The organism is Pseudoalteromonas sp. '520P1 No. 423' (genome assembly GCF_001269985.1).
GTDB lineage: Bacteria > Pseudomonadota > Gammaproteobacteria > Enterobacterales > Alteromonadaceae > Pseudoalteromonas.
The window spans coordinates 1211932-1238350 of record NZ_BBZB01000002.1; the positions used below are offsets into that span (position 1 = coordinate 1211932).

Annotated in this window: 25 protein-coding genes and 2 pseudogenes; 13 read left to right on the forward strand and 14 right to left on the reverse strand. The window is 33.7% G+C overall.

Annotated features, from left to right (window positions below):
* Positions 1-11: 11 nt before the first annotated feature.
* The 7 genes from PSA_RS23755 to yjjX form a co-directional block, all read right to left on the reverse strand.
* Entirely contained in the window at positions 12-2486 is a 2475-nt protein-coding gene (locus PSA_RS23755; RefSeq protein WP_042145238.1) for a glycogen/starch/alpha-glucan phosphorylase, read from the reverse strand.
* Positions 2479-4629 (reverse strand): glycogen debranching protein GlgX, encoded by a 2151-nt coding sequence (gene glgX, locus PSA_RS23760; protein WP_042145241.1) that lies wholly within the window; start codon positions 4627-4629, stop codon positions 2479-2481. The genes PSA_RS23755 and glgX overlap by 8 nt, the downstream gene beginning before the upstream one ends.
* Positions 4629-6878, reverse strand: a complete 2250-nt coding sequence (gene glgB, locus PSA_RS23765; protein ID WP_042145243.1) for a 1,4-alpha-glucan branching protein GlgB — start codon at positions 6876-6878, stop codon at positions 4629-4631. The genes glgX and glgB overlap by 1 nt, the downstream gene beginning before the upstream one ends.
* On the reverse strand, positions 6871-8934 hold the full coding sequence (gene malQ / locus PSA_RS23770) for a 4-alpha-glucanotransferase (protein WP_042145245.1): 2064 nt from the start codon (positions 8932-8934) through the stop codon (positions 6871-6873). Before malQ ends, glgB begins: the two co-directional genes overlap by 8 nt.
* A 15-nt stretch (positions 8935-8949) precedes the next feature.
* Positions 8950-9249, reverse strand: a complete 300-nt coding sequence (locus PSA_RS23775) for an isoamylase early set domain-containing protein (RefSeq protein WP_042145247.1) — start codon at positions 9247-9249, stop codon at positions 8950-8952.
* A gap of 452 nt (positions 9250-9701) precedes the next feature.
* Positions 9702-10376, reverse strand: a complete 675-nt coding sequence (yjjG, locus tag PSA_RS23780) for a pyrimidine 5'-nucleotidase (RefSeq protein ID WP_042145249.1) — start codon at positions 10374-10376, stop codon at positions 9702-9704.
* Entirely contained in the window at positions 10366-10932 is a 567-nt protein-coding gene (gene yjjX / locus PSA_RS23785) for an inosine/xanthosine triphosphatase (RefSeq protein WP_127924109.1), read from the reverse strand. The genes yjjG and yjjX overlap by 11 nt, the downstream gene beginning before the upstream one ends.
* 237 nt (positions 10933-11169) lie before the next feature.
* Between yjjX and PSA_RS23790 the strand changes: the two genes are divergently transcribed.
* Together PSA_RS23790 and nrdD are read left to right on the forward strand one after the other, a co-directional pair.
* Complete coding sequence (locus PSA_RS23790; RefSeq protein WP_052379970.1) at positions 11170-11439, forward strand: 4Fe-4S cluster-binding domain-containing protein; 270 nt, start codon at positions 11170-11172, stop codon at positions 11437-11439.
* Positions 11440-11488: 49 nt separating this feature from the next.
* Positions 11489-11641 carry an anaerobic ribonucleoside-triphosphate reductase gene (nrdD, locus tag PSA_RS25660; RefSeq protein ID WP_371257880.1) on the forward strand — a complete coding sequence of 51 codons (153 nt, stop codon included), beginning with the start codon at positions 11489-11491 and terminating at the stop codon, positions 11639-11641.
* A 107-nt stretch (positions 11642-11748) separates the two neighbouring features.
* Here nrdD and PSA_RS23795 read toward each other — a convergent pair whose 3' ends face one another.
* The 3 genes from PSA_RS23795 to PSA_RS23805 are packed head-to-tail and all read right to left on the reverse strand — an operon-like array spanning position 11749 to position 15571.
* Positions 11749-12213 carry a redoxin domain-containing protein gene (locus tag PSA_RS23795; RefSeq protein ID WP_193216502.1) on the reverse strand — a complete coding sequence of 155 codons (465 nt, stop codon included), beginning with the start codon at positions 12211-12213 and terminating at the stop codon, positions 11749-11751.
* 11 nt (positions 12214-12224) lie between these two features.
* On the reverse strand, positions 12225-13442 hold the full coding sequence (locus tag PSA_RS23800) for a sialidase family protein (RefSeq protein WP_052379971.1): 1218 nt from the start codon (positions 13440-13442) through the stop codon (positions 12225-12227).
* A 5-nt stretch (positions 13443-13447) separates the two neighbouring features.
* The gene (locus PSA_RS23805; RefSeq protein WP_042145356.1) at positions 13448-15571 is read right to left on the reverse strand and encodes a TonB-dependent receptor; all 2124 of its coding nucleotides are present in this window, start codon (positions 15569-15571) and stop codon (positions 13448-13450) included.
* 188 nt (positions 15572-15759) lie between these two features.
* On the opposite strand from PSA_RS23805, the gene PSA_RS23810 reads away from it, so the two are divergent.
* From PSA_RS23810 to PSA_RS23820, 5 genes are all read left to right on the forward strand, one after another.
* Entirely contained in the window at positions 15760-17139 is a 1380-nt protein-coding gene (locus PSA_RS23810; protein WP_042145256.1) for a sodium:alanine symporter family protein, read from the forward strand.
* A 203-nt stretch (positions 17140-17342) separates the two neighbouring features.
* Complete coding sequence (locus PSA_RS24985) at positions 17343-17534, forward strand: PepSY-associated TM helix domain-containing protein (RefSeq protein ID WP_269432889.1); 192 nt, start codon at positions 17343-17345, stop codon at positions 17532-17534.
* Between the two features lie 166 nt (positions 17535-17700).
* The gene (locus PSA_RS23815) at positions 17701-17982 is read left to right on the forward strand and encodes a hypothetical protein (protein ID WP_052379972.1); all 282 of its coding nucleotides are present in this window, start codon (positions 17701-17703) and stop codon (positions 17980-17982) included.
* Positions 17976-18179, forward strand: coding sequence for a hypothetical protein (locus tag PSA_RS27410; RefSeq protein ID WP_371257881.1), 204 nt, complete (start codon positions 17976-17978; stop codon positions 18177-18179). Before PSA_RS23815 ends, PSA_RS27410 begins: the two co-directional genes overlap by 7 nt.
* A gap of 164 nt (positions 18180-18343) precedes the next feature.
* Positions 18344-19543 (forward strand): beta-propeller fold lactonase family protein, encoded by a 1200-nt coding sequence (locus PSA_RS23820; RefSeq protein ID WP_042145258.1) that lies wholly within the window; start codon positions 18344-18346, stop codon positions 19541-19543.
* A 237-nt stretch (positions 19544-19780) separates the two neighbouring features.
* Here the strand turns inward: PSA_RS23820 and murQ are convergent, their stop codons facing one another.
* From murQ to PSA_RS23835, 3 genes and pseudogenes are all read right to left on the reverse strand, one after another.
* Positions 19781-20725, reverse strand: a complete 945-nt coding sequence (gene murQ, locus PSA_RS23825) for an N-acetylmuramic acid 6-phosphate etherase (RefSeq protein ID WP_042145260.1) — start codon at positions 20723-20725, stop codon at positions 19781-19783.
* 138 nt (positions 20726-20863) lie between these two features.
* Positions 20864-21268, reverse strand: a pseudogene (locus PSA_RS23830) (transposase); the annotation flags it as partial.
* 163 nt (positions 21269-21431) lie between these two features.
* Positions 21432-21716 carry a hypothetical protein gene (locus PSA_RS23835; RefSeq protein ID WP_042145264.1) on the reverse strand — a complete coding sequence of 95 codons (285 nt, stop codon included), beginning with the start codon at positions 21714-21716 and terminating at the stop codon, positions 21432-21434.
* A gap of 18 nt (positions 21717-21734) precedes the next feature.
* Between PSA_RS23835 and PSA_RS24995 the strand changes: the two are divergent.
* The 6 genes and pseudogenes from PSA_RS24995 to PSA_RS26705 form a co-directional block, all read left to right on the forward strand.
* A pseudogene (locus tag PSA_RS24995) lies at positions 21735-21869 on the forward strand (transposase domain-containing protein); the annotation flags it as partial.
* Between the two features lie 114 nt (positions 21870-21983).
* Positions 21984-22181 carry a hypothetical protein gene (locus tag PSA_RS23840; RefSeq protein ID WP_042145266.1) on the forward strand — a complete coding sequence of 66 codons (198 nt, stop codon included), beginning with the start codon at positions 21984-21986 and terminating at the stop codon, positions 22179-22181.
* Positions 22182-22305: 124 nt separating this feature from the next.
* Positions 22306-23190, forward strand: coding sequence for an SMP-30/gluconolactonase/LRE family protein (locus PSA_RS23845; protein WP_042145268.1), 885 nt, complete (start codon positions 22306-22308; stop codon positions 23188-23190).
* Entirely contained in the window at positions 23156-23452 is a 297-nt protein-coding gene (locus tag PSA_RS23850; protein ID WP_082305912.1) for a helix-turn-helix transcriptional regulator, read from the forward strand. Before PSA_RS23845 ends, PSA_RS23850 begins: the two co-directional genes overlap by 35 nt.
* Positions 23453-23650: 198 nt before the next feature.
* Positions 23651-25018, forward strand: a complete 1368-nt coding sequence (locus PSA_RS23855) for a sulfatase-like hydrolase/transferase (RefSeq protein WP_052379973.1) — start codon at positions 23651-23653, stop codon at positions 25016-25018.
* An 8-nt stretch (positions 25019-25026) separates the two neighbouring features.
* Positions 25027-25179, forward strand: coding sequence for a nucleotidyltransferase family protein (locus PSA_RS26705; protein ID WP_269432890.1), 153 nt, complete (start codon positions 25027-25029; stop codon positions 25177-25179).
* Here PSA_RS26705 and PSA_RS23860 read toward each other — a convergent pair.
* The gene (locus PSA_RS23860) at positions 25176-26159 is read right to left on the reverse strand and encodes a helix-turn-helix domain-containing protein (protein ID WP_042145270.1); all 984 of its coding nucleotides are present in this window, start codon (positions 26157-26159) and stop codon (positions 25176-25178) included. The genes PSA_RS26705 and PSA_RS23860 overlap by 4 nt on opposite strands.
* Positions 26160-26419: the final 260 nt, after the last annotated feature.

Genomic DNA, 26419 nt, shown 5'->3' on the forward strand with positions numbered 1-26419 from the left:
TCCGTAAGTATTTAAATGTTTTTCAGTTGCCAGATGTCCTGGCTATATTCGTTAATTGTGCGATCACTTGAAAATGAGCCACTTGCTGCAGTATTTAAAATGCTCAAGCGAGTCCAATGGGTTTTATCTTGATATGCCAACTCTGCCATATGCTGAGCTTTTACATAACTTTCAAAGTCATATGCTACTAGCCATTCATCAGTTGGACTTTTGATTGAATCAAGTAAAGGTTGAAATAAACCAGGTTCAAATAAATTAAAATGTCCAGACTCTATTAATGTGATGACTTCTTTTAAATCCGGTGAGTTTTCGATAATGCTATTCGGATCATAGTTTGCTCTTATATCTTTGAGTTGCTCTGATTTTGCACCAAATAAAAAGAAATTATCATCACCAACAGCCTGCTTAATTTCAATGTTGGCACCATCTAAAGTGCCAATGGTGATAGCCCCATTCATCATAAATTTCATATTGCCTGTCCCTGACGCTTCTTTACCCGTTGTTGAAATTTGCTCAGATAGATCAGTCGCAGGACAAATGGTTTCCATGGCTGTAACATTGTAATTAGGTAAAAAAGCAACTCTTAGATATGGCTTAGCAAGAGGATCTGCATTAATTGTTTGCGCTACATTATTAATAAGCTTAATAATTAACTTTGCGATAAAATAGCCAGGCGCAGCTTTACCGCCAAACAATACACATCTTGGTGTGAGCGTTTTTGTATCGCCTTTACGTATACGCTCATATAAATGGATCACATGCAAAACATTGAGCAATTGTCGTTTATATTCATGTATCCGCTTTACTTGAACATCAAACATCATGTTGGCATCAAACTCGACATTGCAATCTCGTTTAACTAAGGCAACTAGCTTTTGTTTATTATCAAACTTCACTTGCTGCCATTGTTTTTGAAAAGCGTTATTATCAAAAAATCTGCGTATTTGTTTTACCTTTGAAAAATCTCGGATCCAATCATCACCAATATTTTTAGAAATTAATTTAGCGAGATTTTCATTACAATGAGATAGCCAACGCCTAGGGGTAACACCATTGGTTTTATTATTAAACTTAGTTGGCCACAGCTGGTAAAAGTCATTAAATAAACCTTTAGTGAGTAATTGGGTATGTAATGCAGCTACACCATTTACCGAAAAGCTGCCTACAATAGCCAGATACGCCATACGGATCTGAGGAACTTCTCCCTCTTCAATTAAAGACATATTTCTTTGTTTGTTTATATCGCCAGGCCATTTACATGCCACTTCTAATAAAAATCGCGCGTTTATTTCATAAATAATCTCTAATAATCTAGGTAATAAGTTTTTAAATAATGGCACTGACCATTTTTCTAGCGCTTCAGGCAACAAAGTATGGTTTGTATAAGCCATGGTTTTTGTGGTGATTGACCAAGCTCGGTCCCAATCCACATCATAATCGTCGATTAATAACCGCATAAGCTCAGCAACTGCGATACTTGGATGTGTATCATTAAGTTGAAAAACATTATTTTGTGCAAAGTCAGCAAAGTCTTCACCAAATCGAGCAACCCAGTCAGCTAAAATATCTTGTAAACTTGCTGACGTTAAAAAGTATTGCTGGCGTAATCTTAGCTCTTTACCATTTTCACTGGCATCATTTGGATATAACACCATAGTGATTTGCTCAGCTAAATTTTTATGTGCGACAGCGTCAGTGTAACTCCCTGCATTAAACTCATCTAAATCAAACTCATCAGTTGCTTCTGCTTTCCAAAGTCTTAATGTGTTTACTACATCATTTTTATAACCTGGAATGGGCACGTCATAAGGCACAGCGAGTACATCTTCGGTACCTAACCACTGATGATGTTTGCGACCTTTTTTATCCTGATATATTTCTACATGGCCAAAGAATTTTATTCTCCTGGTATGTTCAGGTGCTGATATTTCCCAAGGGTGGCCTTCCCTTAACCAGTTATCAGGGTGCTCAACTTGATGGCCATTTTCTATGCTCTGGTTAAACATGCCATATTCGTATCGGATCCCATAACCAGTCACAGGCAAGGCTAAACTTGCGCAGCTATCTAAAAAACATGCGGCTAATCGACCTAGGCCCCCATTACCTAATCCAGCATCGTGTTCTGCGTCAGATACTTCTTCTAAGGTACTTGAGTATTGTTCTAAAGCTTTTTTAACACTCTCATCAAGCTCTAAATTTAATACGGCATTGCCTAATGCCCTACCCATCAAAAATTCTAATGATAAATAAGCCACTTGTTTTGTTGGTTTATTAATTAGGCTTTGTCTTGTTTGTCGACATCGTGCAATCAGCCTATCTCGGATTGTTAATGCTAATGCGTTATATAAATATAAATGAGATTTACCAACGCGATCTCGTCCTAAGGTATAATAAAAATGTCTTGTTAAGTCATCATGTAAGGTATTTTCATCTATAACTGGTCCTTCTTGAAGATCCCTTAAACTAGAAATATTTTCACTACTCACTCAATGTTCCTTCTTTCGTTGTAGACAATACCCAAGCTGTTTGAGCGCCAATCAGTATGCTCTGCTCTGAGGTATACATTTCATTTAAATTAGGTGAAGACAAGGTATTTAAACGGACTTGCCACGGGCTTGTTATTTGGATGTTTGGTAATTGAAACGAACAGTCAGTTTGTGAAGCATTAAATATAATCAGTAATACATCAAAGTTATTTTTATGAGACTTATTCGAAATCATATAGCCTAAAATATGGTTATCTTCGAGCTGCCAGTCATTTTCGGTCATCGCAGACCCCGCTTTATTAAGCCAAATAAGTTCAAATTCACTATCATTTTGGTGAATAAAGCGTGTTTGCTGAAACACTTTAAACTGTTTTCTTAAAGATAAAGCTTGGCTTATAAAGCGATATAAAGGTGATTTTTGGTAGATATTTTGATCTGCAAGCCAACTAATATCATTATCTTGGCAATAAGCATTGTTATTACCATGTTGAGAGTGTTCACTTTCAGTACCTGCACATATCATAGGAACGCCTTGAGAAAATAACAGCGTCAGTAGAATATTTTTTTGTTGTTTTAACCTTTTTGCTTTGATATCAAGTTCATCAGTAGGACCCTCTATGCCAAAATTAAAGCTGTAGTTTTCACTATGGCCATCCCTATTCTCCTCCCCATTGGCTTCATTATGCTTTTCATTAAAACTTACAAGATCTTTTAATGTAAAACCATCATGGGCACTAATAAAATTAATACTTGCACTAGAATTTCGACCAGAGTGTTCGAATAAATCATTTGAGCCATGAAAACGTAAAGCAAACTCAGGCAGTAAACCAAGATCGGAACGCCAGAAACGACGAACTACATCGCGATATTTGTCATTCCACTCTCGCCAATCAGAGGGAAAGTTACCAAGTTGGTAGCCGCCAGGGCCAATATCCCAAGGTTCTGCAATTAATTTCACTTGGCTTAAAATAGGATCTTGATTGATAGATTGAAAAAATGTGTGGTGCGTTTTAAATCCTGAAGGATCACGTCCAAGTATGGGCGCTAAGTCAAATCTAAAGCCATCAACGCCCATGATTTCAACCCAATATCTTAAACTATCTAATATCAATTTTAATGTCATAGGATGACTGATGTTAATTGTATTACCGCAACCAGTATCATTAATATATGTAGCGAGATTAATGGGATCTAATCGGTAATAACTTGGGTTATCAAAACCTTTAAAACATAAAGTAGGACCATGATGATTCCCTTCTGCTGTATGATTAAAAACAACATCTAATATAACTTCAATATTATGTTTATGTAGTTGAGCAACCATAGTTTGAAACTCTATGATATTACCGTGAGTCAAATATGCATTATGAGGTGTGAAAAAGTTTAAACTATTATAGCCCCAGTAATTAGTTAGGTTTTTATCTTGTAAAAAACGTTCACTGATAAATTGATGTACAGGTAGCAACTCTAGGGTTGTAATGCCTAAGTTCTTCAAATGTGCGATAAATGCCGGTTCTGCGAGTCCTAAAAATTTACCTCTATGTAACTCATTAATTAAGGTATTATTTTTAGTTGCCCCTTTAACATGGCATTCATAAATCACAGTATCATGCCAAGGAATACAAGGTTTTTTGCCTGTATAAGCCTTAATATTCGATACTTGAGACTTGGGCATATATGCGGCTGTATCTAAATTATTAATTTCTTCTGTTGTGTTGTTGTGATTGTAGGCTTCACCCAAGTCACTATCTGAATTTTCATTTGAGTTTAAAATAAAATCAAAAGCTGTTGCTGGTGTAAACTCGCCAAATAACGCCTTCGCATAAGGGTCGATCAATAGATTATTTGGATTAAACCTAAGGCCTTGCTCAGGATTAAACTCACCTGTTAAGCGGTAACCGTATAACTGATCTTTAGGTAAGTAATCTATTTGACCATGCCAAACATGGCCCTCGCCTTTAAATAGCTCAAAGCGCCCAATTTCATGAGTACCATTTTCATCAAATAAACAAAGTTGTATTGCTTGAGCTGAACTGGAAAATACAGCAAAATTAATACTGTATTTATCGACTTCACTGCTTGATATAACTGATGAACCTAAAGGGAAAATTAACCCAGGTTTTAACTCATAATCTATTGGCATTAATCTACTCTTTTTAAATACAAGGTAGCTAAAGGCGGTATGTCTAAATAAATGCTATTCTCAAAACCTTGCCATTGAATTAGTTGAGGTTTGTATCGTGATTGTTTACTAAAATCAGATCCCCAATATTCACTTGCGTCGGTATTGAGTATTACTTCATATTCACACTTACTTGGTACGCCAATTCTAAAGTTTTGGTGAGTATCAGGTGTCATATTACTGATCACAACGATATGATCATCCAAATTTTGTGCAAAACGAATAAAGCTAAATATACTTTGACCGGCATTGCCACCATCTATCCATTTAAAGCCTTCTTGTTTATTGTCTAACTGGTACAAAGGTTTGTGATCTTGATAAACAGCATTTAGGTTTTTGATCAACTGTTGCATGCCTTTATGTGGTTCAAACTCTAATAAATGCCAATCAAGGGATGAGTCATGATCCCATTCATTGTATTGAGCAAACTCTCCGCCCATAAATAATAATTTTTTACCTGGATGTGCCCACATAAATGCATAATATGCACGTAAATTGGCAAACTTCTGCCAATCATCTCCGGGCATTTTATTAATTAAAGAACCTTTACCATGTACCACTTCATCATGTGAAAGCGGCAAGATATAGTTTTCACTAAATGCATAGATGAGAGAAAAAGTCATTTCATTATGATGATGTGCGCGATAGATAGGATCTTTTGACATATAGTTGAGACTGTCATTCATCCAGCCCATATTCCACTTATAACCAAAGCCTAAACCACCATGTTCAACAAACTGTGTGACACCAGGCCATGCTGTAGACTCTTCTGCTGCCATCATGATCCCTGGATAGTTGCCATAACATCTTTGGTTAACTTGTTTTAATAATTCAATGGCTTCTAGGTTTTCACGACCGCCATATTGATTCGGGATCCATTCTCCTGACTCTCTGCTGTAATCTAGATAAAGCATAGAAGCGACAGCATCAACCCTTAAACCATCAATTGCAAAGTTATCAAACCAAAACATTGCATTAGAAATTAAAAAGCTCTGTATTTCAGCTCGACCATAATTATAGATATGGGTATTCCAATCAGGATGGAATCCTTGACGTTTATCTGCATGTTCAAATAGGTGAGAGCCATCGAATTTAGCTAAACCGTGGGGATCAGAAGGAAAATGTCCGGGTACCCAATCTATTAATAATCCAATATTATGTTCGTGACAGGCATCAACTAAATTTTGAAAATCAGCAACACTGCCAAAACGACTTGTAGGTGCATACATGCCAACTGGCTGGTATCCCCACGAACCATCAAATGGAAATTCACTAATTGGCATTAACTGAATATGAGTAAATCCAAGAGATTTTACATAAGGCACCAGTTTTTCTGATAATTGCTGGTAGCTAAGGTAGCCCTTTAAACCCTGTTCAAGTTTTTGAGTATCATGTTGCCAAGAACCAGCGTGTACTTCGTATATGCTAATTGGTTTATCAACTGCATTACGTAATTCTCTGGCATATTGCAGATCATTAATGTCTTTGGGAGTTTTATTGCAACCAGTTAATGCTTGTTGTTCAGGCACTACAGATGCGGTGTCTGAAGGTATTTGCATTGAAAATGCAAAAGGGTCAGATTTTTCTAATCTATCGCCTTGTGCAGTTACAATACTAAATTTATAGCTTTGTCCTTCACTAATATCAGGAATAAAAATTTCCCAAACTCCGCATGCTGGATGTTTTCTCATTAGGTGACGCTTATTATTCCAATGGTTAAAATCACCAATTAAACTGACACTTTTTGCATTGGGTGCCCATAAAGTAAACCTAACACCAATTTGTTGTTCTAGTGTTTGCCAATGCGCACCTAAGTGTTGATATGCCTGTTCTAATGTGCCTTCATTAAATAAATACATGGCATTTAAATCTAATGTAGATTCAAATGTATAAACATCAGAATGTATTTCATTAGACAATGGATAATTAATATTGAGTTTATAATGCTGACTAAAAAGAGATTTATTTAAAATCAAAGTAAATAAGTCTGTATTTTTATATCTGCTATAAGCTGATTTGCATTTACTAGTCTCATAAAAAACTTTAGTTGCACCTGGTATGTAACACCTAAGTACATATTGATCTTCATTAAACTTGTGTACGCCTAAAAACGAAAAAGGATCACTAAATACCCCTAAGTTTAAAGCAGATACTTGTGTATCATAATCAGGTTTATATACCTGAGATGTTATTAACATTGCTTCACTCATAGTGCTTCCTTGCCTGATTTAATTGCTTAAAAAACGTATTTTCTGAAAATAACTTTTCTGGTTTATTGTGTAAGCGCCTTCGCCAATTAGGGTATTCTTTATCTGTTCCAGGAATATTTACGGGCAACTCGTTATCATCCAAATCATCAAGCTGCACTGTGAGTAACTTCACTTTAGTGCGTGCTAAAATGATTAGTAAGCTGAGATAAATGTGTTGATGTGATGAATCTAACGTTAATTCTTTAACGTCAGATTGGCTTTTATATTGATTTAACCAATTAAGTAGTTTGGTTTTTTCAGATTGCCGTTGTGCTAGTGCCTCAAGGCATTTATCTGCACTGGAATATAAATTTAATGAATGGCGTAAATTTATATCACTTTTTTGCCACCAAGCTTTAAATGTTGGTACATCGTGATTAGCAACCATAAGCATGGCATGAGGCTCAAATTCATCTGGAGCGATGAATTCTCCTATATGATTCTTTTCAAAATAAAATAGTAAATTTGAATAGATATTAGATGATTTCAATGCTGATTTAATTTCATCTGGTACGATACCTAAGTCTTCGCCAATCACTTCACATTGGTTTAAGTGAGATTCAAGTTTGAGTAAGGCTAACATCTGCTCAAATGGATAATAAACGTAACACCCTTTGTTTTGCTCTGAGTTATCTAAAATGCACCACCAGAGTCTTAATAATGCCATAACATGATCAATTCTAAGTGCGCCACAGCTTTTCATATTCGATTGTAATAGCTTGATGTAATGGCTATAACCTGACTGTTTTAATTTAATCGGTTCTATGGGTGGTAGACCCCAGTTTTGTCCTTCATTAGACCAAGGATCTGGTGGTGCGCCTATACTGGCATTTTTGATGAAAATGGTTTCATTTTGTTTGAACTCATTACCGTCTTGAGCACAGCCTACTGCTAGATCGCGTATTAAACCTAAACTCATATTACTTTGTTTACTCAATTGTTGGCACTGCTCAAATTGAATATTGGCTTGCCATTGTAAATAAGCAATAAACTCTGGATCTTTATAACTCGCTTTTAAGTTTTCTTGAGCACATACCCAATCACAATAGCTGTTAATGTCAGTATCATTTTTAAAATTGATGAATTGTTTGTAATAATGCGATTTAATTAATTTATGCTGTTCTAAAAAATACTGAAACAAGATGTAATAAATTTGATACTTTAAGGAAAATACCAATTCATAATCTATGTAACTTTCACTTTTTTGCTGCTTCAGCTGAGTTGATAATAAATCAGATTTAACTAATGCTTGTGCATCAGCACAATTATTAAAGTCTTTAATATCTTGAATATGTATATATAAAGGGTTAATGCATAATCTATCACTCGGACTATATGGACTTGCCCGATTAGGTTCATGATCAAATAATGCGTGTAATGGATTTAATAAAATATAGTCAGCACCGCGTTGTGATGAATGCTGAATTACACTTTTCAAATCTTTAAAATCACCTATCCCATAATTATCATCACCAATAAGGCTATATAATTGCAGGGATACACCCCATGCTTGGTTACAGTCATTCAAATAAGCTTTATTTGGATAAACGATTAATTTACCACTGTTGTGGGTATCGTTTATTGATATTTCAATTTGATAGTACCCAATTGAAATGTCTTCAATTTTGACTGCGAATTCACGGAACACTTGATCATTATATTGATAATTACCAATTTCTTTTAACTGCGATATATCAATACTATTTGAATTCACTAAATGTGCGTTTTTATAAATTTTCCAACAAATTTTAGATTTAACTTGAGCAGCATTAGCACGTACTTTCAAAATAAAATCTGAATTAGAAACAAAGCTTGTTTGACCTATAATATCGAACCATGGGGCGACATCTAATTGAAAATTAGCCAGATTGACGGCATCTAAATCCTCTAGGTCATATCCACATACTGATAAAACACTGCGTCTTACATCATCACTAATTGTGATTTGATCACCGTTATAACTGGTATATTGATTGCCAATACCTTGTAAATATAATAATTGTGTTATTGGTTGCATAAGGCTATATTCGCCTTAAACTTGATAGGTATTTACAACACTATTATCACTACCAAAGCTATTTTGAATATAAGCATCTGCGTGATTGTCATTTTCCCATTTATCTTCATTAATTAAGTAACGAAAATGAAAGTCTTTGTCTCTAGGTAGTCTTACTCGCGTGCGGTAAACTTTATCTTTCTTAATGAACTTCATATCAATAGGTTGCCAGTCATTAAATTCAGCAACGAGTTGTACTTTCTTAACATCTGATACATTAAATTCAAATGTTACTTCTGCTTCTTGTTTGGTTTTAAAAAATCTTTTAATTAACATATTGGCTCCTAACAGTTCTAAACCGAAAAAATTCCTTGCCGAACATTACTAAAACGAGTGTTTTAACAGTGTTCTGAATGATGTTACTTAAGCTCATTAAAGTTAAACATATGAATATTTAGATTTTATGACAGTGTGTGTAAGAGAACACTGCACCACAATAAAACAAAATGTTATGGCTTTGATTAAGAAAACTTAGTGTAGTAGATAGAGCAATAAATAAACCATTTTTGATTGATATTTAATATAAATTAAAATATTAACTTTTCAAATGATAATAGATCTTATTTAGATGAGTAATTTTCAATTTGTTTCTATAAAAGGGATTTTAAATCAGTGAATTGAATTTAGTTCATATAAAACATAGTGCTAGAGCTCTATATGAATTTTTTGTTTGCACTAAAACTGTGCAAACAAATGCCTTATTGGTGCTTATAATCAAAGTTAATATATTACTGCTGGAATTTTTCTAGTAGTTGCCATAAGGAATGTACTTCATGTGTTGGTGTGATCCCTTCTGGCCTGGCTTGTTTGTCTATATTTAACCAACAGGTATCTATACCTGCATTTATACCACCTAAAATATCTGAATGGGGATTATCCCCTACCATTAAAATATCACTTTTATTAGGCTCTCCCATGGTTCTAAAGGCATATTCAAAAATACCAATATCTGGTTTTGCAACACCAACTTGCTCAGAGATCACTAAAGTCGAAAAAACATCTTTAAAGCCTGTCTTTTCTAGTCTCACAGTTTGTAATTGAGTAAAGCCATTAGTAATGATCCCCATTTTAACTTTTGTTGATAAATAATGAATCAGCTCTTTAGCACCATCAAGTGGTTTACAGATTTGTGCCATTGCATGTAAAAATTCGCTATTAAGCGTTTGAGTAGATACCGACAGTTTGTTCGACCAATCATTAAATCGGTTATGTTGTAATTGTTGTGCTGTAATATCACCATTTTGATATTCAACCCAAAGTGGCTGATTGACTCTTTGATAGATTTCAAAATCATCAATGGAAAATTCAATATCAAACTTTTCAAACATTAACTTTAAGCCTTGATATGCATCAAAATGAAATAACGTTTCATCAGCATCAAATAATACCCATTTATAATTCATTGCTCACTCCTGTTCCATGATATAAGTCTGCATTTATAAAGGGAGATAATGCTAAAATGAGTGCTTGAGTATAAATGCTTTCACGGGTGGCATTATTATGTGTTAATAAACCAATCGCCCCACCTTTTTGTTTAATATTGGTTGTTTTAAATAAATCATCCATCACATTTCCTAATTCTTCACCTGATTTTAATGATTCGTAAACACATTGCGGTAAAGGCAAACTGGCACTTCTGCCGACAGATTGCTGTTGATTATTAATAATTGAAAAGTACGCGCAGGTGATTGGACCGTCTTCGGTTAAATCAACACCGCCCTCTAGAGCAACATAAAAATCGGCATTATTAGATCCATTTTTACAAAATAGTGCTCGGTTTATCGCTCCAAGGCGTGTTTCGCTTGCTGTCATAGGTTGTTCAGAAACACCGGATGGCGCATGTATGCCTTTACAAATAATTTGGTTGTTAGCAAAAATATTAGAAAATGCATTTTTTACTGCATTGATTTTAACAGGGTTAAGTGAACCTACGAGGATTCTGATAACTTCTTTTGACATATTTTTAAACATTGTTCAGGTTATTTCTGCATAGTAACACAGCTTAACTTTGTCCTTTAAATTTCAAATGTAAACAATTTTTAAATTTAATATCGACCCCTTTTAAACTACTGAAATTTTATTATTTATAAATAAGTTGATCTAACACAATTTTTGAGCAATTAACTGACTGGCGATTTCATACAAACTATATATTGTGCTTTCATATAAAAATAAACACAATATATGGTAATTATAATGTTTAATTGCGTTGAACCACAAGTTGTATTTCAAGAAGTACCTAATGAAGTCTCTTTGGCATTTTTAGTTACTGGTTGTCCTTTTGCGTGTGATGGGTGTCATAGCCAAGACAGCTGGACTGCTACCTCGGGTGTTGAATTAGATGCAAAAACTTTTTCAAATTACTTATCTCAATACAAAAATCTCATTACCTGTGTTGTTTTCTTCGGAGGTGAGCGGCAAGCCCATAAACTTATCGCACATTTAAAGTTAAAGCAAAATCAATAATTTAAAACTTTCTTATACACAGGGGGCTGAGAAAGTCAGTAAAAGCATCATAGCGCATTTAGATTTTTTAAAAACTTGCTATGAATGTGGCTCCGAAGATATAGATTATGGTACCCGTGTAATAGGTTATTTAAAACGTATATCTGCTTTTAGCCAAGGTCGACGTGAAGAGCATAGTCGACGTCATTATCATATTCGTTAATACTATTTGTAATGAGCGGGACTTAAATTAAAAAATAGGGAGAAAATCGCATGATTTTCCCCCTATACAAAATGATTATTTACATTTAAATTTAGACAGTTAAAGCATTAATTTAGCCATTCTTGCAAAATAAGTTTATCAACTAAACCACTGCGACCTTGGCTTTGCCCTTTCTTATTAAAAAAATAGCTGCGAGGTAATTCGCCATACCACGTTGGATCAACAATATATCTACTTTGCATTGCTTGTTCATCAGCAAAGTGCAACAAAGCTAAAGTATTTAATTCATATTCATTGATAATCTTATCAATTTCTTGCTTTATTTCATCATCTGAATCTGTGTTAATTAAAACAACTTTAAGATCTGAGTTAACTTTTAGCATTTGAGAAATTATTTTGAGCTCTTTAAAGCAAGGTGGGCATTCTAAAGACCAAAATACTGCAATCCAATTTTCATTTAGGTTTTGCTTTTTTACATCATGCCAAACTTGCTTATTAAATTGTGTACTTTTTGCTGCACTTTCCAAGGCTGTAAAACCCAATAAAATACATACTAAGATATGAGTTAACATTTTTAATAATCTCATAGTTTAGTTGTCCAATGGGCTGTTTTTGGTTTATGCCAAGATACATGATTAGAACCGTTTTTAGATTTGAATAAAAATGGCCTATCTGCGCCGGTACTTGAAGTTGTAAGCAAAGTTGGAGCTTGAAATGAGTGGCCATTATCAAGAGATTGTTTATGCCATAGTTCATGTTTTACGCCATTAAACTCAAGCCATACGATATCGACCTGTTTATCATTAGAAATAATATTTGGGTGTACCGCTTGTTTACTAAGCTCCCCCACAGGTATAGGTTTTGATATCTTTTTACCTAAGGTATCGGTATAACCGTAAAAAACTCCCTTCCCTTTACTGCCTTGGTTAAACCAAGTTAAGTGTAATCTACTAGCTGTTTTTGAAATACCCGCACCTTGATGAGGACAACCATTGATAAACCATTCGTCTTCAGTAACTCTGTGACGACTGATAATTTCATTGCTGTTTAGATCGTAATTAATTAATGAAAAGTCTCTAATATTGTCGCCAAATATATCCCGATACATAATAGAAACTTGATTTTTATCGGTTTCTACTAAGGTTAATCGGCAACAAACACAGGTACCTTGCGCCAGCTTAATATTTGAAAATGTGACTCTGAGATCATTTTCAAAATTAGCTTGTGCTAAGTAAATCGATGATCCATTAAACTGATGCCCTGCTTTTTTTGCTTTATATTTATCGCGTCCATCTAACCAAATTAAAACGAGTTTTTGATCTTGGGTAACGATCATTTCATTAAAACTATGGCCCGTTATTAAATTATCATTATTAACGGTAATGGGTTTAGCAAAAGATTGACCTCCATTTTGAGAGTAGCTAAACCTAATATCACCGGTATATTTTTTACTGCCAGGCTTTGACCATGATAAGTAGACATGACCAGTATTTGAAAAAGCGATTTTAGGGCGGTTTTCACCTCGAGCTGATATTTTTTCATTAATTGCTTTTATTTTAATTGCTTTACCAAAATGCTTACCTAGATCATGTGAAATAGCATAATACATTTGATTATTATTGGCCCAAACACGCCAGATATCGCCATTTGGATGAGTGGCTATTGTCACTGTTTTTGCACATGTCACATCCTGTGCTTGACAGGTTTTGAGCTTAGCTTGATCTGGTGAATCCATTACATGCTGATGTGCAGCTAAAGATGAACACCAAATAATAAATAATACTGATAATAAGAACTTCATAGTCATTACCACTGGTACTTCAAGCCAAAATAAGCTGTTCTTGGAGCTGCCGGTTGATAGCTTTCTTTACCATATCTCACTTGCGCTTCTTGCGCATAAAATTTATCTGTTAAGTTCAAAACTCTGGCATTTAAACTTAATTTATTGGTGACATCATAATTTAATTTTATGTTTGCGATAGTATAACCATCATAACTTTGCTCGTTTTCTTCATCCATCCAATACTCACCAATAGATTGCACTTCTACCATAGTTGATAGCCCAGATATTGCTTCAGGTAGATATCTTAACCTTAGGTTTGCTAAATATTCTGGAGCCATAACCATGCTGTTACCTGATAAATCTTTTTCAACTAATTCTCCGCGTTTGATACGGCCCTCATCTATGATGAATTCATCATATTCATGGTCGGCTTTACTATAAGCCATAGAGATGTTGAAATTTGTTGTCACCTGCCAATTAGCTGCGGCTTCAAATCCTTTATGTATTACTCGTCCTGCGTTGGTTAAAAATCTTTGACCGTTATCATCATATGCACGCACTATTGCATCATCTACATCCATATAAAATAACGCTAAATCAATAGATACATTCTCTAGATTATTTTTATAACCAAGCTCAAATGTATCAGATACTTCAGCTTCAATGCTTGATATATTATCAGCAGTATCACTTGATTTAATATGGTATAAACTACCGGCTGTTGGCAGTCTAAAACTATTTGCATATCGTAAATAAGTACTTGATTCATCGGTTAAATGGTAATTTAAACTGGCTTTAGGACTGAGGTGTTTAAAGCTATCGCTTCTATCTGCTATGCTTTGCAACCCATGACCTATATCACCTATCACTGACATATGATTATCAAAATCATACTTAGCGTAATCATAACGCGCACCTAAAGTGAGCTCTAATTTTTGATTCAATGACCTTTGATGCTGAAAATAAGGTGAAATGCCTGTATAGCGGGTTGTATCATCATAGAATATTTCACCTTTGAGAAAGGTATCTGCACCATAACCTGTTGTAGTGATATCTGTCGGTTGATTTGAAAATTGTTCGCCTTCTGTTAACTCTATATCGATCCCAAAAATAGAATTAGCATCATTGTCATGTTGCCAGTTTGCTAATGCTAATAAACCAAGCGAATTAACTTGGGATTCATTGTTTGGCATATTTGCATTCCAAGTTGCTGTGTAATCATTAGTTCTATGACGAATATAACCAATCGCAGAATAATAATTATCGCCTGAGTAAAAATCCCATTGTGTAGATAACTTTATATACTGACTTTTTCTAAGAGGATCATTTTCTAGTACTTGCTGTGGTAAACCTGAATCAGTAGGATTATTTTCAAATAAATCTTTAGACAAACCTGCAGCCATCTCTTGTTCTAAATCACTCATTACCACAGAGGTGGTTAATGATTGGGAATCATTGATGGTATATTCATGTCTAGCAGTAATTTCTGACCGTTGAGAGCTTGTATGATCACGCCAGCCTTGGTTTGATAAATGAGATGCCGATACTCTTATGCCATTATTATCATCCAAGTTTTGTGAGTGGCTAAGTGCCATTTTATTATATTCAGACTCTCCAAATGTCATAGATAAATCAGTTTCAGGCTTTTTACTAATTGGTTTAGAAAGTACATTTATTGTTGCTGCAACAGCCCCAGAGCCATATAAAGCAGTGCCGGCTCCTTTTAATACTTCTACACGAGCAGCATTTGAATTAAAGCTAGACCACCATAATGCGTTATGATTAAAAAAAGCAGCTGATTGAATTGGCACATTATCTTGTAAAAATAAGTAATAACCGCTGGTATTCATTGGCATTCTGATAGCAGTTTTATGACCCTGTCCGCCAGCAAGTTGGTCTATTAATACACCCGATACACTATTTAAAGATTCAGCAATATGCTGTCCGTTATCGATTTTAAGCTCATCAGAATTAATACTATGCACAGACATCGCTAAATCTGTGTCTAAAGATTCTTTTCTGGTTGCTGTTATAGAAATTCTTTCAATATCTTTTATTTCATTGTTTTTGGAAACTTCTTGAGAGTTTGATTGAAAACTTGCTGAAATACATAAAGCGAGTAGAGATATCTTTAAATAAGATTGCATAATTGATTGCTCAATAAAAAGTGTAATGCAATTGTAATTAACAATGTCATCTTTGGGGTGTGACATAATGTCGCAATTAGTTAAGTTTGAATGTAGGATAGTGATACAGATCAATATATTACTTCTAAAATTTGTGACTGGTATTTATATCGTTACTAAATTGAACAAAAAATTTAAAAAGAGCTTAAATGTCATCACAACTCATAAATCAAATTGAAACCACATTAGGTAATATCGCAAGCTTTTTGTGGGGATTACCTCTGGTTATAATTCTTGTAGGTGGCGGTTTATTTTTTGTCATTTATTCAAAACTCAGGCCATATCGACATTTAAAACATGCAATAGATATTACACTTGGTAAATATGATAAAGATTCTAAAGCCAAAGGAGAACTCAGTCATTTTCAAGCATTAATGGTGGCTTTATCAGGCACACTCGGCTTAGGCAACATAAGTGGTGTTGCTGTCGCAATTACTTTAGGAGGATCTGGCGCCATATTTTGGATGTGGATCACTGCTATTGTGGGTATCTCAACTAAATATTATACCGCGACACTTGCAGTAAAGTTTCGGGGACTTGATAGAAGCGGTCAATTACAAGGTGGTCCCATGTATGTAATACGTGAAGGATTAGGCCATAAATGGCTGCCACTTGCTTGGTTATTTTGTATCGCCTGTATGCTTGGTTCATTGCCTATTTTTCAAATAAATCAGTTGGTTCAAATATTAAGAGATTTCATAGCGATACCAAATGGACTTGCATCTCCAAGTCAGCATTTTAGTTTTGATCTGATGTGTGGAATATTGTTTTGTATTTTAATCTCTTCAATTGTGATGGGTAAACTGACCAGAATTGCAAAAGTAACCAGTCGAGTAGTGCCATTTATGGTGATTGTTTATCTACTAATGACATTAAGTGTTTTGTTTATTAATTTAGATAAAATAATACCTGCTTTTGCTTCAATATTTATAAATGCATTTAATTCAAGTTCGGTTGCTGGTGGATTGCTAGGCACGATTATTATGATAGGTGTGCAACGTGGGGCTTTTTCTAATGAAGCTGGTATAGGCACAGAATCTATGGCCCATGGTGCGGCAAAAACTGACGAACCAATAAGAGAGGGATTAGTTGCAACCTTAGGTCCAATTGTTGATACTTTAATTGTATGTACCTGTACTGCTTTAGCAATTTTAGTCACTGGAGTATTAGATAGTGATTTCACCGGTGTTAGTTTAACAGCGCATGCTTTTGAAAATACTTTCCCAGGGATTGGCGGTTACCTACTTATTATGGTGGTATTCTTTTTAAGTACTAGTACAGTATTAAGTTTTTGGTATTATGGCGAAAAATGTGCCGAGTTTTTATTAGGTAAAACCTTTCAAAGATTTTATATTATCTTTTATTTAGCTTTGATAATTGTAGGCGCCATTGCATCCCTTAAATTAGTGATTAACTTGATAGATGTTATGTATGCTCTGATGGCTATTCCAACTATGGTTTCAACCATACTATTAGCAAAAAAAGTAAATGTAGAGTCTAAAAAATATTTTGATAACCTAGTTCAATAAATATAAAACTATTGCCAAAATGACAAATATACTAAATATTAATGACTTAAGTTATATATATACTTTTCAAAACAACCTAAAATAATCACTCTCATTTTGCATTGTATTAGTAATAAGCTAATACCTGTGGTAAAAAGTAGACGCAATTTAAACATCAAAGCAAAAAACGTGTAAATAAAAAGTCACTTAGCATTGCACGTGCAATCCATATTTATGTATCAATGGCATTATTCTTATTTATGATGTTTTATGCTTTTACTGGCATCACATTAAACCACACTGACTGGTTCGATAGTAAAACAGATAATAGTCACTTTAGCGAACAAGCAATTCCAGATTATTTACTCCCTAGTGAACCGTTAGATTCTAATTGGCAGCAAGCAAGCGGTCATTGACTAAAAAGCCAATGGGGCGTTGATTTTAATAGCATAGAGTTCACTGATGATGAAGTGATCGTTGTGCATAAAGGGCCGGGGACCTATCAAAATATCACTTTAGATTTAATAGATAATATTGCGATTATAGAAAGAAACTTCTGCCAAATATTACTCAAGATATAAAATGAAAGGTTCGGATAAGCCAGTGCGTACACCTGTTGATAAATTAGCCACTAAAGCGATGATTCCCAAAGGTGCTTATGATTTAGAAGGCGCATTATATTTTTCACGAGTTGAAACTTACGTAACATTAAATACCCCGAATGACGCTGCATCTAAACCAACAAATCAATATTTTGAATTACTTCCCATTACTCAATCTACTGATACTGTTGAAAAAATATTACAGAATTTAAATTACGTTTTAATGGTAAACCAGTTAAAAATGCTGAGGTATCAATTGTAAGGGAAGGTACTTTATACCGTAATCAAATTGAAGCAATTGAAGTTAAATCTAATTATAAGTGCATAGTTTCATTTATTCCTCAAGAAGCTGGCCGTTATTTATTACATGCGACTTATGAAAAAGAATTAAAAGATAATGCTTTAGCAGATAAGATGCTTAATACATTGTTTTTAACTTTCGAAGCTGGCTTAGAATAATTTACCACGGGTTTAAATTATTTTGATTTAGACCCACTCATCCTCACCTAAATTTTGATTAAAATACAATCAAACAAATATTTTTAAAAACTTTTGACACAAAAATGAGGAAAAACCTTTAGTTAAGGCATAAAATAGAACTACGAAATTTTCATGAGAAAGTTATGCGTTATTTAAAGCTTTTCGTTTCATCATTTTTTGTTTTTTCATTATTTAGCCTAATAGGTTGTTCATCAGGACTGCAATTTCAAAATATTAAGCACATTCACCTATTGCAAGATACTATCAATAATATTGATGGTTTAGATAATCCTCGCGTAGCAAAATTTAATCAAAATGATTCACAGCTTTTTGTTGTAAGCGCTGATGATGATGCGTTAGCAATATTCAATGTGGGTAATAATGTAACACTTTCATTATCACAAGTTTTTAAAAATAACCAAGAGATTAAAGGCTTACGCGGTGCGACAGATGTTGCTATTTCTAAAAATGGTCAATATGCGTATGTAGTGAGTTTTTATGATAGTGCTTTAGTTATTTTTAAAAAAGCAGATGATGGTAAATTTCACTATCAACATACTTATACAGATAAAATTAAATGGTGGGAATATAAAGGAAAACCTATCTCATCTGCATTACAAAAATTTTATTTATTAGGCGCGTATGATATCGAAATAAACAGCTCAGGAAATCAACTGTATATAGCCAGTTCTGTGAGTAATGCGGTCAGTATTTTTAATATTAATGAAGATGGTTTTCCTATTTTTTCACATGCCATTAAAGATACAGATAACATCAATTTTGGCTTAAAAGGTGCTGTTGATGTGGCTTTATCACCAGATGATAATCATTTTGCTGTTGCTGGTTTTAATGAGAATGTAATTAATTACTTTAAAAGAGAAGTAGATAATACTTTCCGTTTAGAGCAAAGCCTAGTAAATGACTCTAATGGTATTAATAACTTAGATAAACCACAGAGTGTTGTATTTTCTAACAATGGTGAATATTTATACGTAGCATGCGCCAGTGGCGCGATTGTAGTGTTTAATCAAGACCATCAGGGTAAATTAAGTTACTTAGAATCAATTAAAAGTGAGCAAATCACAGGTCTTGACGGTGCGGGTAGTGTTTTAATGAGTAACGATGATAGATTATTATATGTTGTAGCTGAAAACGACAATGCTTTATCTATTTTTTCTAGAAATGTAGATGGCACACTCACATTAAAGGATACGATAAATAATTTAGATTTTAATGAAAATAATCTACTTGGTGCATCATCTGTTACTTTATCGACTGATGGACAATACTTAATTGTAACTGCTGGTAAAGGTGATTCACTGAATGTTTTTGAGGTAAATTAAGTAAACGATTATTACTAATTCTGACTTTATAAAAAATATGACGGCCTAGTCCTTAAAACTGTCGTCATATTTTGTTTAAGAAATTAAGTTCTAAAATTTAAAACTTTATTTAGACGACAAGATTTACAGCCAGTCTAGATAACATTTTAGATTAATTTAAAGCGAGTTAATTAATTTAATTCGCTTTGTGTTTTCAACTTTTTTGCTATTTTATAATCAACAAATATCGATTGAAATTTATACACTTTTATTGGTATCAATTGCTTTTCTTAAAAATCCAGCACTGTGTTCTAAAAGCTTCGCGCCCTCATCTATTGAAACACCTGTTAATATATTTAAGATTGCTAACTTAGTATTCGATTGCGTATTTATTAATGCGGTGCTTGCAGTATCAAAATCACACTCAGTTGCTTGCATAACAATACGAATTGCACGTGCATTTAATTTTTCATTGGTAGCACTCACATCAACCATGAGGTTTTTATATATTTTACCTATCCTGATCATGCTTGCTGTGCTCAGTGTATTTAAAATAAGCTTTTGTGCCGTACCTGATTTCATTCTAGTTGAACCTGTTAATACTTCAGGACCTACTTGGGCACATATAGCAATATCAGCTACATCCGAGACACCTTGATTTGGGCTACAAGTCACACCTACTACGCTACAGTTAAGCTGCTTTGCATAATTCATAGCTGAAATAACATATGGGGTACGACCGCTGGCTGCGATGCCAACTAATACGTCTTTAGACGTTAAATTAATATCTTTTAAATCTTGAATACCTAATTCTGTATTGTCTTCAGCACCCTCTACAGCACTTTGAATTGCAGTTTGACCACCTGCAATTATGCCAACCACCATATCATCAGAAACACTAAATGTAGGGCGACATTCAACCGCATCTAAAATACCTAAACGACCACTGGTACCCGCACCTATATAAATTAAACGGCCACCATTGTTAAAGGCAATAACAATTTCATCAACTGCTTTTGCTATTTCTGGCAAAATGTCTTTAACAGCATCAGCCACTTTTTGATCTTCATTATTTATTTTTGTAACAACACCTAAAGAATCTAATAAATCGATATCTAAGGTATCGATGTTTTGCACTTCGGTCGCAATTGATTTTAAAGAGTCAACCATGTCTATTTGGTCTTGATTTGATGGGCTTTGCATTTTATTCCTTAAAATTAAACGTTGAGCAAATGAACTATTGAAATTATACCAATTCTAGTAAGTTAATGATCTAATATAAATTAGGAAAAATTTTCAAGAGCGCAGTTTTATAGGTAAACGCGCAACTAGGCAGTGCACCTAGCTATAATCAAAGTCTAGCTGCACATTCCAAGGCATTAAATCTGTTAAATCTGAATTTTCTTCTCGATTGGGTATTTCTTTAAATAAATGTTGGAAGTAATAATATGGGTTTATATCATTTGCCCGACATGTCATGACAATACTATAAAGTATCGCTATTGCCTCTGAACCATTGACTGATTGCGAGAACATCCAGTTTTTTCGTCCCGTGGTAAATGCTCTGATATCACGCTCCGTTATATTATTGTCTATACCTAGTTCACCATATGCAATATAACGATTTAATTTATTCCATTGATTAAGTGCATCATTATATTTACGTCTGGCATGTGCCCAGCAGCCCACAGGTATTATATTGTCAACATTATCATAAATAGCATAACCATCACATTGTAAGTATCCTTGGTCAGCAATTCTCGGTGAATTAATTTTCATCGAGTCAAAATGACTTTTTTAGTCATCTTTTAATTTAACTCATTTTTTTGTGAAGAATTTAATTTTTAACCTTTACTATCAGGCACCCGTCGAGCTAGACATTTAAGTCCATTCTTTCAAAATTAACTGGTTAATATTTTTTCAGCTTCATCACCTCATAATCATCAGGATTTAACATCAAATCCATTAATTGCGCCCAACCTTTTACAATAACCATTCTAATTGTGCTTCTTAAGTTTTCCCATAAATGAGCTTTTGAGCCCAATAACACACGGCAGGCTTGATAAACGCCATCGATTAACTCAAATATTTGATGGAAGGTGAACGCCAATAATGTGAGCAAATACATGTTATAACAACAAGCACAATGCACTGTTTTAGAGCTGTGGTATTGTGTGCCATCAATAGTGTACATCAGCACGTTCGTTAAGGCATCATGCTGGCTATAATCGAAACCGCCAAAGCAAATGGGCTTATTCCATTTGATTACTTGGTGCAATGCTTAGAAGAACTCAGCCAACCAGAGCCAGACATAGATTCTCTATTACCTTGGAATATTAAACGCTAGGTGTGATCCCCAGACGGATACATAGAAAGAATTGGCTATTCTCCAGCACTGCAAAGGGAGCAAAAGCCAGCTTCCAGATGTATTTATTGAAGATAAGGCTGAATAGTTACAATTGTGAAACGATTATTTTTAGGAGGTGATATCAATACACAATTTCTTGTTAAATTTATTACCCTGTTACGCCCTTTTATTCCTTCTATCTCACAATTTGGTGATCGCCAGGTCGTGCGATTAATAAAAACACCTGATGTTGAAAATATTACATTGAAAGGTATTGCAACTTTACCATTGCACACTGCGCTAAATAATTAAAATATGCAAACGATTATCTTGCCAGGTGATGATATAAATTACCTATAATTGAGACCAAAGTATTATTGCTTTATATTTTTTGATTTATCACTCTAGAACGATAATTAAGTAAGTTTAAATACCTATGAAAAAAATAATCGCACTCACTATTAGTCTATTTACACCGGTACTTTTTGCTCATTCAATACAGACATATCAAACAAGCGATTGGATCACTGACAAGGTATTCACTCAAGGTATTGAAGGCCCTGCGGTTGATAAATCAGGTCACCTATTTGCTGTGAATTTTGAAAAAGATGGCACCATAGGAAAAGTAACAGCAAAAGGTGAAGCTCAGTTGTACATCACTTTGCCTAAAGGCAGTACTGGAAACGGAATACGTTTTGATATTAAAAATAATATGTATATTGCAGATTATAGCGGTCATAACATATTAAAAGTTGATGCCTACAATAAGAAAGCCTCAGTATTTGCGCATAACCCTAAAATGAATCAACCAAATGATATTGCGATAATGAAAACAGGGACTTTATTCGCGAGTGATCCAAATTGGGTAAAAAGTACTGGACAATTATGGCGAATAGATACTAATGGCTCAACTCACCTAATAGAATCTGGTATGGGAACAACTAATGGTATCGAAGTCAGTGCAGACCAAAAACAATTATTCGTTAATGAAAGTGTGCAAAGAAAAGTTTGGGTTTATGATATTCAACCTGATAATACACTTAAAAATAAACGCTTATTAATAGAATTTGCTGATTTTGGTTTAGATGGAATGAGAGTTGATATTAAGGGCAACTTGTATATTGCCAGATATGGTAAAGGTGTAATAGCTAAAGTTTCCTCAAAAGGTAAGCTACTGTCTGAAATAAAACTTAAAGGACAATATCCAACTAATGTTGCTTTTGGTGGTAAAAATGGCAATCAAATCTTTGTAACAATGCAAAAACGTGGTGCGATTGAAACTTTTTTTGCTCAATACCCAGGATCAAGCCAGTTTAATTAGGCATGTAACACGTTTAGCAATTTTTAAACGTGTTGTTAAGTCTGGCACTCAAGGGATTGCTGTGGGTGATATTCAAGAGCAATTAAGCATTCCTGGCTCTACCCTTTCTCACCACGTTTCAAGTTTAGCGGCAGCATGCTTAATTAAACAACGACGAGAAGGTCGTACTTTATATTGTGTCGCGCAATATCCGAGGTTAATGGAAGTATTACATTTCTTGCAAGGTGAATGTTGTGCAGATGAATGTGGCAAAAACATATAAGCAATTTTACGAGCCAAGTAGTGGAATTCAATTTTAAGTATATTTATAGTCTGGTTAATTAACATTATATAGGAAATCAAACAGGAAAAAAGTATAGTTACATCACTCGTATTAGTAACACTTATTAGTTTTTCTAAACCTAATTTACTTGTTAAATTAATACTCTTTTTTTTGATATTTTTGCAAGCAAGCCAATTGATGTATTTTCATTATTTTGGATCTTTTTATAGCGCTTTTGATCTTATTTTAGCCATGAGAGAAACAACTGATGCATTGGCTGGTTTTTGGGATGTGAGTCTATTTTTACTAATTCCTTTGTCTATTTCTCTTATTTTATCTAGTTTAGCTTTCTTCTTTTATAATAAATTATGTGAAAAGTCTTTATCTTTTTTATGTGTAAACTTCTTACTATATTTAGTTTTATGTTTCCCTTTTTTACAATCTTTAAAATCAAGTTCATCACAAAAATTTCAACCTAATATAACTCATTCACCAATTAAAAATGGTCTTTATTCCTTTTCTTATTTTATCGCATTCCAAACAAAAAAAGCTTTAGGTTTTAATAAAGAAATACCTGATTATGAAAAATATCAAATTACTAAAGTACCAAGTGTTGATGCAAATATAGTCGTAATTATGGGTGAAAGTTTAAGTACTTTAAACATGGGTCTATATGATTATGAACGCCAAACTACACCTAATTTAACTAAGCTAAAAAGTGATCCTAATTTTGTTTATCGCCACTCATTATCTAGTGCAGTATCTACTCGTGTATCCTTAGCTTTATTTTTTAATACTGTTTATGAACCTGACAATATATCTCACCTACAAAGCATGGATACATCCTTATTTAGGCTTGCTAAACAATCTGGCTTTAATACACATTACATTACAACTCAAAAGAATGCAGGAGGGTTAACTTACTCATTTTCCTTAAAAGATATAGATACTTGGAAAGATGATAGTCATTTAAATCATTATCATAGTAAATATGACGATAGATTATTGCTAGAACTTAATCAAATGGACTTAGATTACTCTAAACCACAATTTATAACGTTGCAAATGACAAGTGCCCACACACCATATGTAGATAACTATCCAGAAGAATTTGAGGCTTATCCAGTTGACAACGTTAATTATAATGCTTATTTAAAAAACAGTTATGACAATTCTGTAAAATTTAATGATAAAGTAATTACAGATATTTTTAATTTTTTTGCTGGTACAAACAGGCCTACATATATATTTTTAACTTCAGATCATGGAGAATTAACTGGTCAAAATGGAAGGTTTGGGCATAATCAAGTCGATTTAGAAATTGCAAAAGTTCCTTTCTTATTTTATGGAGCAAATTTAACTAAAGATGCCATAAGCAGTGTTTCGCAAGAATTAGGTATTTTACCTAACCATTACACTATCAGTAAAAAAATAGCTAAATTGTTAGATTATGAGATATCAAACCCAAATGAAAAAGAAAATATATATTTTCTTAATGGCACTGCTGTTTTCGGTGAAGCAGGCTTTATGAGCTATGATATAGAAGCTGAAAAAGCAAAATTGTAATTAAAGCAATAAATTTTTCATACTCAGCTTTTGGATTTGATTCATTATTTGACTTAAAAGTGACTCATAATCCAAAGCGTTCTATATCAAGCTTTAATCAAAGGGTTACCTCTAAAGCTTGGTTAGAACGCTGGAATAAGCTCATTATAATTAAAAGTTAGCAGTCATCTTTTTCAAATAGCTCCATTAAACCAACTAATGCTGTAAACAGAACTGCACCAACAGGCCATACAATCCAAGTGATGTCCCAATCCATGGTCCACAAGCTCCAACCTAAATAAATTGCAGTAAGTAAAGGCCAATAAAAAGATGCGAGTTTCTCTGCGCGTCTAGCTCGTTTATTTTTTACTGTGTCTATAGAATGATCTAGTAGAATTGCATTATATGCATCATGTTCAGCCGATATTGGAGAGATGATATAAATCCCGCCAGATATTATGAATAACATCAAGATCAACATTAACATAACCATATCTGAACCATCAAAAAACATACTTATAACCATGACAGGAACAAAGCTAATAATGAACATAAATATACTCATAGATAGTCTTGTATTATAAGTTGGTTTAATCTTATGTAATTTATCTGTGAAAATACTATGTACACCATATTCTAATTCAAATTTCTCATCGTCGATTATTGATGTTTGCGTTTCAAACTGATTCGTTTTAATGAAAAAGTGAATGGCTATAGACACCATAACTAAGATACTGACAACACCTAATGCACCTGCGATATCTTCTGTTATATTTAAACGGTTCGTTTCTGCCATCGCCATAAAGAAAAACAATGGCACCACAGAGCAAATGCAAAGCATGATCCCTTTTGTATTTAAACTTGATACCGCCAGCTTATTTTCAACATATTTTGTAGCTTGATCTAAACTAACTTGAATTGTATCTGACTCTTTTGTCGTTTGAGTATTATTTTCAAAAGTTTCATTTTCATCTTTTAATAAAAAATCTGTAGTCACATCGAAAATATCTGCAAGCATAATTATTCTATTTAAATCAGGTATGCTATTTGCGCTTTCCCATTTAGAAACAGATTGCCTAGATACGTCTAGCTTTTCTGCTAATTCTTCTTGTGACCAACCAAGTTGTTTTCTTAATTTAGCTATTTTGTCTGCTAATATCATTTTTTAAATCCTTTATGTATTAATTGGTAGCCAGAATAGGAAAATTTGAAGTTGCATACTATCAAGCATGCTTTGAATTTTGTCAACTGAAGGTTGCTTTTGTTTAAGCTTTTGAATTTAATGCATTAATTGCAAGAGTAATTGGCCAAAAATAATTAATAGTATAGCTTGAGTAATATTAACTTATTGTATATTCCCCTTTTATTTAATAAATGATTGATAATAGATCGCAAAGTATAATTTCAACCTCAACTAAATAG